9 protein-coding genes are annotated in these 15,131 nt (G+C 61.8%); 4 read left to right on the top strand and 5 right to left on the bottom strand.

Translation table 11 applies throughout. The features are described 5' to 3' along the window. Positions 1 to 4: 4 nt before the first annotated feature. Positions 5 to 3,355, bottom strand: a complete 3,351-nt coding sequence (locus PA6_RS03100) for an STY4851/ECs_5259 family protein (RefSeq protein ID WP_021699416.1) — start codon at positions 3,353 to 3,355, stop codon at positions 5 to 7. Between the two features lie 325 nt (positions 3,356 to 3,680). Next, the gene (locus PA6_RS03095; protein WP_255209907.1) at positions 3,681 to 4,676 is read right to left on the bottom strand and encodes a tyrosine-type recombinase/integrase; all 996 of its coding nucleotides are present in this window, start codon (positions 4,674 to 4,676) and stop codon (positions 3,681 to 3,683) included. A 167-nt stretch (positions 4,677 to 4,843) separates the two neighbouring features. Here PA6_RS03095 and PA6_RS03090 point away from each other — a divergent pair, with 167 nt between their 5' ends. The 4 genes from PA6_RS03090 to PA6_RS03075 all read left to right on the top strand — a co-directional run bounded on the left by PA6_RS03090 (position 4,844) and on the right by PA6_RS03075 (position 12,346). After that, complete coding sequence (locus tag PA6_RS03090) at positions 4,844 to 5,485, top strand: MBL fold metallo-hydrolase (protein ID WP_021699414.1); 642 nt, start codon at positions 4,844 to 4,846, stop codon at positions 5,483 to 5,485. Positions 5,486 to 5,566: 81 nt separating this feature from the next. Then, a complete protein-coding gene (locus tag PA6_RS03085; RefSeq protein ID WP_021699413.1) occupies positions 5,567 to 6,253 on the top strand; it encodes an OmpA family protein in 687 nt (228 codons plus the stop codon). Positions 6,254 to 6,427: 174 nt separating this feature from the next. Beyond that, positions 6,428 to 10,183 carry a PAS domain S-box protein gene (locus PA6_RS03080; protein WP_021699412.1) on the top strand — a complete coding sequence of 1,252 codons (3,756 nt, stop codon included), beginning with the start codon at positions 6,428 to 6,430 and terminating at the stop codon, positions 10,181 to 10,183. A 12-nt stretch (positions 10,184 to 10,195) separates the two neighbouring features. Next, the gene (locus PA6_RS03075) at positions 10,196 to 12,346 is read left to right on the top strand and encodes a putative bifunctional diguanylate cyclase/phosphodiesterase (RefSeq protein WP_021699411.1); all 2,151 of its coding nucleotides are present in this window, start codon (positions 10,196 to 10,198) and stop codon (positions 12,344 to 12,346) included. Positions 12,347 to 12,348: 2 nt separating this feature from the next. Here the strand turns inward: PA6_RS03075 and PA6_RS03070 are convergent, their stop codons facing one another. The 3 genes from PA6_RS03070 to PA6_RS03060 form a co-directional block, all read right to left on the bottom strand. Continuing rightward, positions 12,349 to 13,257: an acyltransferase gene (locus PA6_RS03070; RefSeq protein ID WP_021699410.1), complete on the bottom strand. Its 909-nt coding sequence runs from the start codon at positions 13,255 to 13,257 to the stop codon at positions 12,349 to 12,351. Between the two features lie 386 nt (positions 13,258 to 13,643). After that, complete coding sequence (locus PA6_RS03065; protein WP_021699409.1) at positions 13,644 to 14,099, bottom strand: hypothetical protein; 456 nt, start codon at positions 14,097 to 14,099, stop codon at positions 13,644 to 13,646. Positions 14,100 to 14,104: 5 nt separating this feature from the next. Beyond that, a complete protein-coding gene (locus PA6_RS03060; RefSeq protein WP_021699408.1) occupies positions 14,105 to 14,965 on the bottom strand; it encodes an ankyrin repeat domain-containing protein in 861 nt (286 codons plus the stop codon). Positions 14,966 to 15,131 lie beyond the last annotated feature (166 nt).

The raw sequence follows: 15,131 nt of genomic DNA, 5'->3' as shown, positions 1-15,131 counted from the left end.
GGACTCACTTTTGTATCGAGCCGGCTTGCGCCATGGCGAGGCCGAGTTCATAGGCCGAATCAAACCAGACGGTATCGAACTGGCGAGCATTTCTGAGGCTGAGCAGGCGGGCCGGATCGGCTTGCCACTGCTGGCCATGACCGGCATGGGCGTCGAAGGCGGCCATGAAGGGCAGCATTACCACGGCCAACTTGAAGTCGTTGGCAGGAAGCTTGCTGCGGCGGAGTAGTAATTGGCCATGCGTAGTTTTTAGGAATGCCCCGATATTCGTATTCCCGGCGCCAGGGTATTGATGGGTTTCAGCAGGGTTGCGTTGGAACATCCGCTGCATGGCAGATTTCTCTCCCCCTTCAAACAGCCTGTCTAACCAGGTTCCGGTGAGCACCGCCGGACTTCTCAGGAAGAACCCTACATCCTGGCTTTGGAGATCGAAGTAGCGGTGGAAGCCTTGTTCGAAAATGAAGCGCAGCGCGGGTTGCCAGCGAGACAGGTACTGACTCTTGCTCTGGATGTCGTGGCGGATGATCGACAAGAGTCGGTCATCGCTAGCGGCAAACTGCCGGCGAAGTATCGCGAAGGTGTCGAACCAGTGGTCTGGAGCGATGAGCAGCCACTCGAAGGGCAGCTCGGATGGCAGGCGTTCAGCCATTCGACTGGAGAAGCCGTCGAGGAGCAGTGTGGTCATGGCGAGCGCCTGCGGCTCACGTATCAGTGCCTGGCAAATATCCAGGCTGGCCGGTGGCAAGTGGTGCAGTCGCTCAAGCAGAAGTTCCAGCGTTTGCCAGTCCTTATCTTGCGGGTCATTCACCATCGAGCGCAGAGCGGCTCTGAGCATGCTCATGCGCACCTCACCATCGGCCTCGCAGAGCGCTTGACGCAGAGGAGTCAATGGCTTCGACAGACCAATCATTGTCGGCGGAACAACTGTCGGGCGGCTATGCAGTGGTGATTCGTCTGATGTGTACAGCAACCAGGGGCCAGTCGCATCGGTGGGCAGGCTGACCAACCAGTTGCCTGTGAACACCTGCTCGGAGAAATGCAGCGGCAGGCTGACCGGCTCATGGTCAGGCTCGGCCAGTGGTAGGGCTAGCATCAGGCCTTCAGCTTGGGGCTGCTCGAGAATGAGATCTCGGCCTCCATCACTCAATGACACCATCTGTCTCTGGCTGTGCGGGCGGATGCGCGTCGAGTAGCGGCCGACTTGAAGGCGAGCACGTGTCTGATGGGTATGTATTAGCTCCAGTTGCACAGCATGATCTAGCCCCGGGTGGCAGGAAAGCATCTGTTGGATTGCCGGGATCAGCTCGAACAGCCGAATCTCCCGAATCCCCGTGTAGCGAATTTCCTGTGACAGGGTGGCGCGAGCATCGGGTCCGACAGACGTCAGGCGAACCTGCCAATGCTCTGCGCCCTTTGCCGACATTAGCAGGGCACGACAGCCGATCAGCTCATCGATGGTCAAGGCCTGATTGGGCTTGAGAGGAAGATTGTCACGCCGCAGTGTGACGCCATAACCGGGGAACGGCAGCGTGAGCCTATGTTCGCCGTCGGGCCACTGTAGGCAGAGCGGAACCGAAGTTGCAGGTTGAGCGCTCGTGCTTTTCAGCCTGAGGATCAGGCTTGTTCCATCATGACGGCTGTCCAGCTCAATCTCTTCGTTCTCACAACGAACTGGTACGTCGGGCCAGTTATCGAGTCGAATGGTTCCTTCGAGGGTGCTTGCCGCTGGAACATAGGTAATGGAAGCTCCCGCCGGGAGGAGTACGGCGCGGGTGCTCAGCAAGCGCTGGCCATCCTTGCGCCAGATCAGTCGGCATAGTCCTGGTGCCTGTGCCTCACCGAGTGCTAGCTCCTTGGAATGGCTGCGAACAAAAAGTTCATGGGACGGCGCGTAACTGGAATGCCCTGGCCCCTGATCGACTCGAAGGCGTGGCGTACCACGGAACAGTAAGCCCGGCACAGAAAGCGCCTCTAGACTATTACCTTGCCAATAGGCTTCCGGGCGGTGCGAGGCACTGGCGCTGATGGTGACAATGAACGCTTGTCCGCGATAAGCGAGCCTCGTCTTGCCAGCCGGAAGCTCCATCAGCATCTGCCCATCAGCAAGGCAGTCGTGAAGTTCACGGGTCTCGCCTTCCTCAGCCAATACGATGGTTCTTGCCGGCATGACCGCCAGTGCGGACAGCCCCTTTACCAGAGCATCGCCTTGAGCAATCAGACGAGCAAAGGGATAAGTATTTTCGAAAATCAACGGTTCGTCGTGGCTTAACGCTTCGCCGCCGGGCAGGTTGGCGATGTGCAAGGTGGCGCCCCAACGACTGACTATCAGCTGCGCAGATTCGTGCACAGTTTGAATGGAGGGCAGCGGTCTGGCGATAAGCTGATACTCGTCATCCCTGAGCAATGCTTCGCCGACCAGGTGCTCCCGCTCACCGATGCGCAGCAGCAGTTGGAAGTGCGGCGGCAGTCGATCAGCAGCCAAACCCAGTGACTCGGCAACTTGATCTCGCTTGGCTTGTGCCTGCATTGCAAAGGACAGCTCGTAGACGGGCATGGAGCCGTCGGAGCTGAAGCGCAGGCCGCGCTGAATCTGGAAAGGGGGACGTCTGGACTGGGGTGTGATGCCGACTGTGACCCGGACCAGGCCCTTGATGAGGCTGGCTGCGGCCTGACTGTCGAGCGCGATTGGAAAGAGTTCTTCCCACTGAGGGCATTCTTCCTGCAGCTTGGCGATCGGATCCTGGGCAACCTTCAGAGCATAGGTCCTGCGGATATGCAGGACCGCCTTGATCAGGTTGTCCAGCAACTCATAGACCGGTGCTTGTTGATAGCATGCGGGCAAAAGAGCAGCCTGGGCTTCGATAGCCTGACGCAGTTGCTCATCGTGCAGGTCGTAGTCCACCGCCTGTAGGGTTACCATGCGCAGCAGGCCGGATAGCCCCCCCTGCGCCGACTCGACCAGGCGCATCGGCAGGCCGCCGTTCACTGCGACCAGGCCGATGAAGCGTTTGCCTTCATTCTTGATGGCGGTTTGCAGACACCATTGGCGACGCCCTTCAATGACCAGCTTGCGAGTCTTCTCATGTGACAAGCCCCGCTGGCCTGCCGCCTCGCACAACGGCCCCCAGCGCCATGCGCCACCTGAATATTCCCGCTTCCACCACTCGGCGGCAAACAGTAGCCAAGCCTGAGGGTAGCTGGGAGTTACTTGCTGCCCTCCGGGAAGATTCTGCAAAAGCTGGCGCAGAGCTTCGAACTCTTCTGAAGAGGTCTTATAGGCAAAAAGGGGACGGCCATCTGGCTCTTGCAGTCCACGCCGGGATAGAAAATCTGAGATCCATTGGGCAAGCGCCACACATAATTCCTTTTTGTGAACGACTGAGCTGACTCAAGAGGCGATTTTCTGATCGTGTCTTTTTTTCAATCTCAAAACAAGGCAGCTGATCCCGCCTGGACGCTCTGGCCCTCAAGCGGATTAGCAGGCGCCCGCGGATCAAAATATGAGTAGTCACCCTGGGCAGGCAGCCACAAGCTACGAGCCAAAGCGGTGCGGAAATTTTTGTTCAGTCCATAAAGCGACAAAAGGTCAGCACGATGGCTGACCTAAGTCATTTTTTCATATGTTGGGCTCGTACGGACTTGAACCGTGGACCAAAGGATTACGAGGGTGTTGCTTTTGACTATCCAAGTTTCTTGGCTAGATCTTCGGCCCTTGGGTGGTAATAGCGCATGAGCATTCTGGTGTCTTGGTGGCCGGTGATTTTGGTCAGTTCATGCAGGGGGAAGATCTCAGCCAGGCGTGAGGTGGCCTCATGGCGTAGATCGTGAAACCGAAGGTCGAGCAGGAATGGATCTTTGACGATTCGATCTGCGATCTGCTCTGGCTTTAGCCCTTCGGATTGGAGGTGCAGCTCAAGCCCTTCCTCATAAGCGTTTCGAGCGTCATTAAGTGCGTCCAGAAACGCCTTGGTAATAGTGTCCGGCTGGCTCTTGAAGACGCGGCCGTCCTCTAGCTTCGGTTGGTTTTCAATGATTGCTGCCGCTCGGCTGGATAGTGGCACCCCGCGTGATGAGCCATTCTTTGTTACGGGCAGGAGAGCGGTCCGCTTTTTCACGTCTACGTTAGCCCGAAGCAGGCCAGAGATCTCGCCGCGGCGCATACCTGTTTCAACAGCAAACCGGACGATCTGCGGCAGCTCGGTTGAGCGTGAGTGACGGGAGATCATCTCCAGCTCGTCGAGATATTCACAAACCTGTTCGCCGCCCTGGAGCGTCAACACATTCGCGCTCAGGATGCGCCTATCCCTTGCGTCATCGACGCTTGGTTGACGGATCAACTCGACGGGGTTGCTCAAGGACTCCATACGCCACTCTTTACGAGCGATAGTGAAGACATGAGAGATCAAAGCAAGCTCGCGGCGTACTGTGGCCGCTGCCAGCCCCTCTGCGAGGCGTTGATCGCGGTAGCTGGCCATGTCGGCACCACGGATGCTGGCGAGCGATCGTAGGGCCAGTGGGTGGCGTTGCAGGGCCTGGATGCGTGATAACTCGGAATCGCTACTGCGTTTCTTGCTAGTCACCTGCTCGGCGTACATCTCCAGGGCTTTGGCGAAGGAGGTCGATTCCGCCTCGTTGCGGCTGACGAACACGCCGGCGTCCATTTCGCGCTCGATCATCGTTGCCCAGGCTTTCGCCTCTGCCTGGGTGTTGAAAGTGCGGGTCTGTTGGGGCCACCCTTTACGTCTGATTTGGGCGTGCCACTGGTACGGGCCTTTCTTCCTGATCGTCGCCATCGTCAATCGCACTGTGCCAAAAATGTGCCATTAATCCTACAGGAATACCCATGGAAGCCGCAAAAGCCGCGCTAATACGAGAAACCTTCCCCGTCGGGCCTTTGCAGTGCAACTGCACGATCATCGGCGATCCGGTGACGAAAAAGGCCATCGTTGTCGATCCGGGCGGCAATCCCGAGCTGATCATGGCGCGTCTGGATAAGCATGGACTCAAGGTGGTGAGCATCATCCACACGCACGCCCATCTGGATCACTTCCTCGCTTCCGGGCAGATGAAGGAGAAGACCGGCGCGACCCTGCACTTGCACAAGGATGACCAGTTCCTCTGGGATAACCTGGAAATGCAGTGCCGCATGTTCGGTGTGCCCTACACCCCGGTGCCGGCCCCGGACCAGTGGCTGGCCGACGACGAGGAGCTGGCCTGCGGCTGTGGCGTTGCGCTGCATACACCGGGGCACACTCCGGGCTCCACCAGTTTCTGGTTCGCCGAGGCCAAGCTGCTGATTGCCGGCGATACCCTGTTCCGCCGTGGCATCGGCCGTACCGACCTGTGGGGTGGCGACTATGCGACCATCGAGCGTTCGATCAGGCACCTCTACACTCTGGATGAGGATGCCACTGTGGTGACCGGCCACGGACCGGATACCCGGCTGGGCGACGAGATGCGCGAGAACCCGTTCATCCGCGCCTGAGCGGGAATTTTTCCTCGTCTCCCGCCTCTAACAGAGCGTCGGTCCGTGTGGCCGGTAACCCGTCTCAGGAGCAGCAGAACCATGTCCAATACTTCACGCCTGACCATCGCTGCCGTTCTGGTTGCACTGTTGTCGGGCTGTGCTTCGCAGAACCCCTACGACAACCAGGGCCAGCAGAGCTCCGGTGGCATGAGCAAAACCGCCAAGTACGGCGGCCTGGGGGCTCTCGCCGGTGCGGTGGCCGGGGCCGCGATCAATCATGACAACCGCGGCAAGGGCGCGCTGATCGGCGCCGCAGTGGCCGGTGCGGCCGGTGCGGGTTATGGCTATTACGTCGACAAGCAGGAAGAAGAGCTGCGCCGCAGCATGCAAGGCACCGGCGTGGAAGTGCAGCGTCAGGGCGATACCATCCAGCTGATCATGCCCGGCAACATTACCTTTGCCACCGATTCGGCCGACATCGCCAGCAGCTTCTATACCCCGCTGAACAACCTGGCCGGCTCGTTCCGCCAGTACAACCAGAACAGCATCGAGATCGTCGGCCATACCGACAGTACCGGCAACCACGCCTACAACATGGGGCTGTCGCAGCGCCGCGCACAGAGCGTGGCCAATTACCTGATGGCCCAGGGTGTCGATGCCTCCCGCTTGAGCACCCGCGGCGCCGGCCCGGATCAGCCGGTTGCCAGCAACGCCACTGCGGACGGGCGCGCACAGAACCGTCGGGTGGAAGTCACACTCCGGCCGCTGCCCGGCGCCCAGTACTGAAGCCAAGGCCCCGCGAGGGGCCTTGTGCTTTCCGGGTGATGGCCTTGTGCCGTCCGTCGTCACGGGCGGGCCCGGGAAAATCCTGACTACACTCTCAGCAGGTCGCGCCATCAGGTCGCGCGAGTCGGCGACCCCAGGTACGCGGGGCGCCTTGCTGCAGGATCAGGAGACTCCATGGACGACGCCGCTCCCACCTTTCATTCCCGCAAGCCCTGGTTGCCTCTGCTGATCAGCCTGTTGCTGTTTGCCGGCTTGAGTTCGCTGGTGCTGTGGCAATGGCGGGCGCTGGAGAGCTCCAGCAGGGCGTCTCAGGAACAGCTCTTCGCGTTGGCCGTGGATGGTGTCGAACTCAGCGTGCGCGAGCGCATGCGGGCCTACGAGATGGTGCTGCGCGGCATGGCCGGCCTGATGTCCGGCAGCGACCAGGTATCCGATCAGGAATGGCAGCGGGCGACCGATCAGTTGCAGTTGCAGGACCACTACCCGGGTATCCAGGCGCTGGCCTGGGGGCGTTACCTGCGCAGTGGCGAGCTGTCCGCCTTCGTCGACGCGGTGCACGCCACCGAGCGCAAGGACTATCAGGTCTACCCCCCGGGAGAGCGTGAGGCGCACATGGTGGTCGAGTTCATCAACCCGATGGACTGGCGCAACCGCCGCGTGCTGGGGTTCGACATGTACAGCGAGGATGCCCGCCGTGAGGCCATCGCTCAGGCGCGTGACAGTGGCGATGCGGTGCTCACCGGACCACTGCGGCTCAAGCAGGAGACCGACAAGGATGCTCAGGCCGGCGTGTTGTTGTACCTGCCGGTGTTCCGCCTGAATGCGCCGCTGAGTACCGTCGAGGAGCGTCAGGAGGCCGTGCTGGGCATGGTCTTCGGGGCATTCCGCATGGCCGACCTGATGCGCGGCATACTCGGCAACAACAGCTCGCAGTTTGAGGTCGAGTTGATCGACTCTGCCGCCAGTGACTCGCCCATGCTGGCGCACCGTGAAGCCACTGAGCACAAGCCGCGGTTCCACGCGGCGCGCAACCTCAACATCTACGGCCGTGACTGGCAGCTGAGGGTGGGCAGTACCGCCGCTTACGAGGCCGCAGTGGTCAACAGCGGCCTGCCGGTCGGGCTGGGCAGCGGCCTGCTCGCCGTGCTGCTGCTGTCGCTGCTGGTTGGTGGCTTTCTCTTCCTGCGCGAGCGCACGCTGGGTGAAAGCGAGTTGCAACGTCGCCGCCTGCACGAGAGTGAAGGGCGTTTCCGTCTGGTGGTGGAGGCCTCGCCCAATGCCATCGTGCTGGTCGACGCCGATGGCAAGGTGGCCATGGTCAATCGCCAGGTCGAGATGCTGTTCGGCTACGAGCGTGAAGAGCTGCTCGGGCAGCCGGTGGAGCGCCTGTTGCCGGAAAGCCTGCGTCACGGCCATGTGGCTCAGCGCCAGGCCTTTCATCAGGCGCCGGAGCAGCGGCGCATGGGCGGCAATCGCGAGCTGTTCGGCCAGCACCGTGACGGCCGCCTGATTCCGCTCGAAGTCGGGCTGGCACCGATCCGCGCCGGCAGTGAAATGCTGGTGCAGGCGGTGATCATCGACATCAGCGAGCGCAAGGCTGCCGAGGAGCGCTTCCGGCTGGTGGTGGAAGCCTCGCCCAACGCGATAGTGCTGATCGATGGCAAGGGCCGCTTGAGCATGGTCAATCGCCAGGTCGAGCAGATGTTCGGCTACGCCCGCGACGAGTTGCTCGGCAAACCGGTGGAGATACTCCTGCCCGAGTCGGCCCGGGCCATGCATCCGGCGCTGCGCGATGGTTTTCTCAGCAACCCCTCGCCGCGGCGCATGGGCGGTAATCGCGAGTTGTTCGGCCAGCATCGCGATGGCCGGCTGATTCCGCTGGAGGTCGGCCTGTCGCCGTTGCGCAGTGGCGAAGATCGCCTGGTACAGGCGGTGATCATCGATATCAGCGAGCGCAAGGCCGCCGAGCAGCGTTTGCGCGAGCAGGCCGAACAGCTGGCACTGGCCAACCGCTACAAATCGGAGTTCCTCGCCAACATGTCGCACGAGCTGCGCACGCCGCTCAACAGCATCCTGATCCTCAGCGAGCAGCTGCGCCACAACGTCGCCGGCAACCTCAGCGAGAAGCAGGTCAAGCATGCGGACATCGTTTACAAGGCCGGCAACGACCTGCTGCAACTGATCAACGACGTACTCGATCTGGCCAAGATCGAGGCCGGGCGCGTGCAGCTCAAGCTGGAGCCGCTGAATATCCATGACCTGCTGGTGGAGCTGGACTCCAGCCTGCGCCCGATGGCCGAGATCAAGGGCCTGCGCCTGCTGACCCATCTGGAGCCGGGCGTGCCGAAGATGATCCATAGTGACCGTGGGCGCCTGCAGCAGATCCTGCGCAACCTGCTGTCCAACGCCCTCAAGTTCACCGAGCATGGCGAGGTGGAGCTGTCCATCGGCCACTCGCCGGTGTCGCTGGACGAGGAGCGCGAGACCTTGCAGTTCGTCGTTCGCGACAGCGGCATCGGCATCGACCCTGCGCAGCATCAACGCATCTTCCAGGCCTTCCAGCAGATCGACGGCTCCACCAGCCGGCGCTTCGGGGGTACCGGGCTGGGGCTGGCCATCACTCGCCAGCTGGTCGAGGTACTGGGCGGGCAGATCAGCCTGGAGAGTACTCCGGGGCAGGGCTCGCGCTTCATCGTGCGTCTGCCGGTGCTGGCCTTGCAGACGGCCGGGCGCGAGGACGACGCGCCCGATGCCGCGCCGCTGCGTGCGGGCAGTGGCCCGGCCATGCTGATCGTCGAGGACGACCCCAACTTTGCCGCGGTGATCGCCGAGGAGGCCCAGGCCCATGGTTTTTCCAGCGTGCACTGCCGCACCGGCAAGCAGGCCATCGCCCTGTTGCAGAACGAGCGTTTCGTCGCGGTGATCCTCGACATTCTCCTGCCGGATATCAGCGGCTGGCAGATCTACCGGCGCCTGCGTGGCCTGCTGCAGCATCGCGATGTGCCGGTACATATCGTCTCCTGCGTGCCGCAACCGCAGGACTGGCACAGCGAGGGCACCCGCTACCTGGTCAAGCCGATCGCCCGCGAGGACCTCGAGCAGGTGTTTCAGGACATCGTCCTGCCCGACGCACCTACACGCAGTCTGTTGCTGGTCGAGGATGTCGAGGTGGAGCGCGAGCATTATCGCGAGCACCTGACCCAGATGGGCTTCCAGGTGGTTGCCGAGGGCAGTGCCGAGCGGGCTCGCCAGGTCTATTCCGGCAAGGCCTTCGAGGCGCTGGTGATCGACCTCGATCTGCCCGATCAGGACGGCTTCGACCTGCTCGAGGCCCTGCACCGGGAGCGCCCTTTGCAGAGCACCCAGGTGGTGATCAATACCGGCGTGGATATCACCCGCCAGGACCTGCAGCGCCTGCGCCGCTACTCGGCGGTGGTGGTGCGCAAGAGTGGCGACGATCTCGGGCCGCTCAGCGAGGCCCTGCAGGGCTTCCTCGCCACCCTGCGCGAGCCGCAGGTCGAAAGCCTGGAGCTGGGCGGCAAGCGCGTGCTGCTGGTGGATGACGATATCCGCAACATCTACGCCATGACCGCGCTGCTCGACGAGCTGGGGCTGGTGGTGGTGGCGGCCAAGGACGGCGTGGAGGCGCTGCAGGCATTCGATCGCGAGCCCTTCGACCTGGTGCTGATGGACATGGCCATGCCCAACATGGATGGCTATACCGCCACCCGCATCCTCAAGGGTGAGCGCGCCTGTGCCATTCCGGTCATCGCCCTGACCGCTCACGCGATGAAGGGCGACCGGGAGAAGTGCATTACCGCGGGCTGTGACGATTACCTGGCCAAGCCGGTGGGGCGCCAGGAACTGCTGGAAATGCTGCATCGCTGGCTGGCCGTCGCGCAGGCGCCGCGGCGCCGGGTACAGGGTTGAGAGGAGGTCGGCATGGCACAGATGCAACTGGAGGCCGCCACCGAGCAGCAGGTGCTGCTGGTGGTGGATGACCGCGAGGAAAACCTGGTGGCCATGGAGGCGCTGCTCGGCGACGGGCAGTGGAACGTGCGGACCGTCGACTCCGGCGAGGCGGCCCTGCGCTGCCTGATGGAGGAGGATGTCGGCCTGGTGCTGCTCGACGTGCAGATGCCGAAGATGGATGGCTTCGAGGTGGCCAGGCTGATGCGTGGCAGTCCACACACGCGCCACACACCGATCATTTTCCTGTCTGCCATCGCCCACACCGAGGATTCGGTGCTGCAGGGCTATGCCATCGGCGCGGTGGATTTCATCCTCAAACCCTTCGACCCCAAGGTGCTCAAGCACAAGATCGGCGCCCTGCTGGAGCAGGAGCGTCATCGTCACGAGCTGCTGCAGCTGACCCAGCAACTGGACAGCGAGCGTGCCTTCAATGCTTCGGTGCTGGACAACGCCTCGGAAGGCATCTTGGTGATCGACAAGGAGGGCGTCATCCGCTTCGCCAACCCGGCCATCGCGCAGATGCTCCATGGCGAGGTGGCCGATCTGACCGGGAGTGCGTTGCTGTCCTATCTCAAGGCGCCACAGATGCCGGCCGACTGGAAGGACAGCGAGTTCTACCGGCACTGGCGCGCCGGCCAGACCTACCGGGCGCACGATGCGGTGTTGGCGACCCTGAGTGGCGACTACCTGCCGGTGGCGCTGTCCTGCTCGCCGCTGCCGCAGTACCAGAATTCCATGGTGCTGATCGCCCTGGACATGTCGGTGGTGCGCAACCTGCACGCGCAGCTGGAGTCGCAGGCGATCACCGATGCCCTGACCGGCCTGTACAACCGGCGCGGCTTCCACCAGATACTGGAGTCCACGCTGTCGCGCATCGACCGCAGCGGCAAGCGCATGGCCGTGCTCTACCTCGATCTGGACGGCTTCAAGCGAGTCAACGACTCGCTCGGCCACGCCGCCGGTGACCAGGTCCTGCGCAAGGTCGCCGAGCAGTTGAAGACCAGCCTGCGCCCCTACGATTGCGTGGCGCGCATGGGCGGTGACGAGTTCACCGCCTTGCTCGACTCCCTCGATCATCCCGAGGATGCCGCGCGGGTGGCGGAGAAGCTGATCGAACTGGTGTCGGTACGGCACAAGGTGGATGGCGTCGAGTTCACCCTGGGCGCCAGCGTCGGCATTGCCTGCTATCCCGAATGCGGGCAGACCGTGGACGGTCTGCTGCGCTCGGCCGACATGGCCATGTACGAGGCCAAGCGTGCGGGGCGCCAGCAGTACCGTTTCTTCTCGCCGGAGATGAACGGGCGCGCGCGTTCGCGGCTGATGCTGGAGGAGAGCCTGCGCAACGCCATCGAGCAGGACGACTTCGTGCTGGTCTATCAGCCACAGATCGAGCTTGCCACAGGTCGCCTGCGTGGTTTCGAGGCGCTGCTGCGCTGGGAGCATCGGGTGGCCGGCACCATCTCGCCGGGCGTGTTCATCCCGCTGCTGGAGGAGACCCGTCTGATCAACCGTCTGGGCGAATGGATATTCGACCAGGGCGTGCGTCAGTGTCAGGCCTGGCGCGAGCGTTTCGGCGAACAGCTACTGCTCAGCCTCAACGTCAGCCCGGTGCAGTTCGGCATGCCGCAGCTGGTGGCCGACCTGCGCAGGGTGCTGGAGGTACACGGCCTGCAGGCCTCGCAGCTGGAGGTGGAGGTGACCGAGAGTGCGCTGATGCAGGATCTCGACACCACCCGCGAGCAGCTGCGTCAGCTGCGCCAGCTGGGCGTGCGCATCGCCATCGACGACTTCGGTACCGGCTATTCGTCGCTGGCCTATCTGCGTCACTTCGAGCTGGATACCCTGAAGATCGACCGGCTGTTCATCGCCAACATGCTGGACTCGCCGAAGGACGCGGCGATCGTCAGCACCATCATCGATCTCGGTCATCACCTGGGCCTGGAAGTGATCGCCGAAGGCGTGGAGACCCTCGAACAGCGCGACTGGTTGATCGCGCATCACTGCACCACCATGCAGGGCTTCCTGGTGGCGCCGGGGTTGCCGGTGGCGCGCGCCAGCGCCTTCCCGACGCGCCTGGACTGGAGCAGCTGGCAGCCGGACGAGCCGCCGCACTCCAGCTGAGTTCAGTCGCGGCCGGGGAACTGCCGGTGCAGCTCGGCCAGCTGGGCGTCCTTGGCCTGCCACAGCTGGTTGACCCACTGCTGGAACTGCAGGCGGTATTCCTCGTCCTGGTCGTAGTTGTGGCCGACGAACTCCGCAGGCACATCCAGCTTGGCGAAGCGCGCCACCACTTCGCCGACGTTGCCGCACAGCAGGTCCCAGAAACCGGGATTGCCGCCCGGGTAGTGGATGGTGACGTTGACGATGGCATCCAGCTGCTCACCCATCGCGTCCAGCACGAAGGCGATGCCGCCGGCTTTGGGTTTGAGCAGGTACTGGAACGGCGAGTTCTGCTGGGCATGCTTCTGCGGCGTCAGGCGGGTGCCTTCGAGGAAATTGAAGACCGATACCGGGTTGCTCTTGTAGCGCTCGCAGGCCTTGCGTGTGGTGGCCAGGTCCTGGCCGCGTTTTTCCGGATGCTTGGCCAGGAACTCCTTGCTGTAGCGCTTCATGAACGGGAACTCGAGTGCCCACCAGCACAGCCCGATCACCGGCACCCAGATCAGCTCCTGCTTGAGGAAGAATTTCAGCAGCGGCATGCGCCGGTTGAGCAGGTATTGCAGCACCAGGATATCCACCCAGCTCTGGTGGTTGCTGGTGACCAGGTAGGAGTGGCGCATGTCCAGGCCCTGGATGCCTTCGACGTCCCAGTGGGTGTCGCGCACCAGGTTCATCCAGAATTTGTTCACGCCGATCCAGAACTCCGCGATGCCATGCATCACCGTGCGCAGCACACGCTGTGCGGCGGGGAAGGGCAGCAACAGCTTGAGCAGCGCCACGGTGAACAGCGGCCAACAGCAGATCAGGGTGTTGAGGGCCAGCAGCAGGGCGCTGATGACTCCGCGCAGCGGGGCGGGCAGGAAATGCAGCATGGGCTCGGAAGGCTCCTGGTCAGGGGGCGTTCTGTGCGCCCCGTTCGGGTCGAGATACCTGCAGCACTCCCTGCGGCAAGTCGGTCCGGCGCCAAGGTTAACGCTTGTACACTGAACGGCAAGTGCTGGTGTTGACCAATTGGTTGCGCTGCTTCGGTGCCGGGCGCGCGAAATTCTAGCGCAAGCATCCCGTAGGGCGGGTGAAACCCACGCGGGTTTCACCCGCCCTACACAAAGCCTTAGCTCTTGCACGCCGTATGGATCTCACTGAGAAAGAATGCTCTCGACTAGGAAGCCATCACTTGAGTTACTGGCTTCGGTGTTCGGCCTTGCCTTCTGTATCCGTGTGGCCGTCCATGGGGAGGAAAGAGGCCGAGCGGATGGCCCTAGTCGTAATACTCGTATTCCACCTCGGGATAGTCTCCCTCGCTCAGGCGCCCATATTCGTCGATGGCGACGCTCCAGCCGATGCGGTGTACTACTCCCGCATCATCCTCTATGCATTCGGCCTCATCGGTATACACCACCGCCCGCACCTCAAGGCATCCGGGACGACGCATCAGGTGGATCAGCGGTGTAGCCATCTCGAACGCATCGTCGCCCGCAAACAGGTTCAACGTCAGGCCTTGCTCCCCATCCAGAGACCAACCCTGCAAGCATGGCCGCGACTTGTTCTGGCTCAGCTCCAGCAAGGTGCGCCAATGGACGCCCCTGCTGCGCTCTAGGTAGGCCCACAGGGCTTCGGGCAAGGGGAAATGACCGGCACCGACGGGCAGATGCGGGATGACTTCGGCCAGCTCCGGATTGACGGGGGTGATGCTCAGATCGATATCGCACTCCATAGGCCTCACTCCCCCTGCGGAGCTTCCTCTATATCGCCATCACGCACCATTTCCGCATAGGTCTTGGCACCATGGGTCCGCATCAACTCGACCACCTGGTCAATCGCGCCATCACGGTTCTCATAACTGTTCCTATCTCGGTACCAGATCAAATCATCCAAAACGGTGACTTTGTTATAAAAATCACCGCAGTCGACACGTGCACCACACTCCAAGAGCACACGTATAACGTTCAACCGCCCACCTATCACCGCGCGCATCAAAGGCGTCATACCACCAGGCGTCAGCTGATTCACATCTCTTGAAAGCCGGATAAATTGCTCGACATATTTATCGTTCTTCCCGAGCACCAACAAATGCAGCAGCGACTCGCCCCGAGGATTCAAATGATCGACATCAGCCCCCATCTCCAGAAGTCGATACACATACTCATCAGAGATGGCAGATGTGTACTTATTCTCCAATGCACTCGCACTGTAGAGCCCGCTGTACCCGGGATCGGGAGTATTTACCTGCTGCGCGTAATCCAGCAGCGCCAGAGAAACCGGCAGGGAATTCTCGTCGAACTTCCCGAAGAGTAGCCGCTGACGCACCTCATCTTCTGCAGGCAGGTATTCCGAGTAATCGAGGTTGCGATACGAGTATTTGCTGTTCCAGTACAACGGCATGCCATTATCAACCAGCATACGGGCCAGTTCGATCGAGCCGCTGTGTTGCGCGATCACCAGCGGATAGACATCCGCGGTCCAGATCTCACGTAGATCAAGCCCCTCGTCGATCAGCGCCTTGACCCGTGCAATATTCCCCTCACAACAGGCATCGCTCAATTCCTGATGTTTCTTATTGATTTTAATTTTGATGGCCATGGCCCGCCTCGCGAAGTTATCGGGAGCTTCTATAAGAGTTTGGATTGCTGCAAAGCGGCCGTATTATGGCCGCGGTTATTTGCAGTGCGAGGCAAGCGGGAAGAGTGCTTCGGCCTCGGCAAGTCCTTTTGCCGGATACCGGCTCAGGCAGGGTATCTTTGTGGCC

Source organism: Aquipseudomonas alcaligenes NBRC 14159 (genome assembly GCF_000467105.1).
In the GTDB taxonomy this organism is placed as follows: Bacteria; Pseudomonadota; Gammaproteobacteria; order Pseudomonadales; family Pseudomonadaceae; genus Aquipseudomonas; species Aquipseudomonas alcaligenes.
The sequence above is the reverse complement of the archived record's forward strand: the minus strand, read 5'-3'. Positions and strand labels throughout refer to the sequence as shown.

Coding starts and splice junctions, on each gene's coding strand:
- PA6_RS03095 (WP_255209907.1), bottom strand. CDS start 4,676: ATGATCGAGCGCGAAATGGACGCCGGCGTGTTCGTCAGCCGCAACGAG.
- PA6_RS03090 (WP_021699414.1), top strand. CDS start 4,844: ATGGAAGCCGCAAAAGCCGCGCTAATACGAGAAACCTTCCCCGTCGGG.
- PA6_RS03085 (WP_021699413.1), top strand. CDS start 5,567: ATGTCCAATACTTCACGCCTGACCATCGCTGCCGTTCTGGTTGCACTG.
- PA6_RS03080 (WP_021699412.1), top strand. CDS start 6,428: ATGGACGACGCCGCTCCCACCTTTCATTCCCGCAAGCCCTGGTTGCCT.
- PA6_RS03075 (WP_021699411.1), top strand. CDS start 10,196: ATGGCACAGATGCAACTGGAGGCCGCCACCGAGCAGCAGGTGCTGCTG.
- PA6_RS03070 (WP_021699410.1), bottom strand. CDS start 13,257: ATGCTGCATTTCCTGCCCGCCCCGCTGCGCGGAGTCATCAGCGCCCTG.
- PA6_RS03065 (WP_021699409.1), bottom strand. CDS start 14,099: ATGGAGTGCGATATCGATCTGAGCATCACCCCCGTCAATCCGGAGCTG.
- PA6_RS03060 (WP_021699408.1), bottom strand. CDS start 14,965: ATGGCCATCAAAATTAAAATCAATAAGAAACATCAGGAATTGAGCGAT.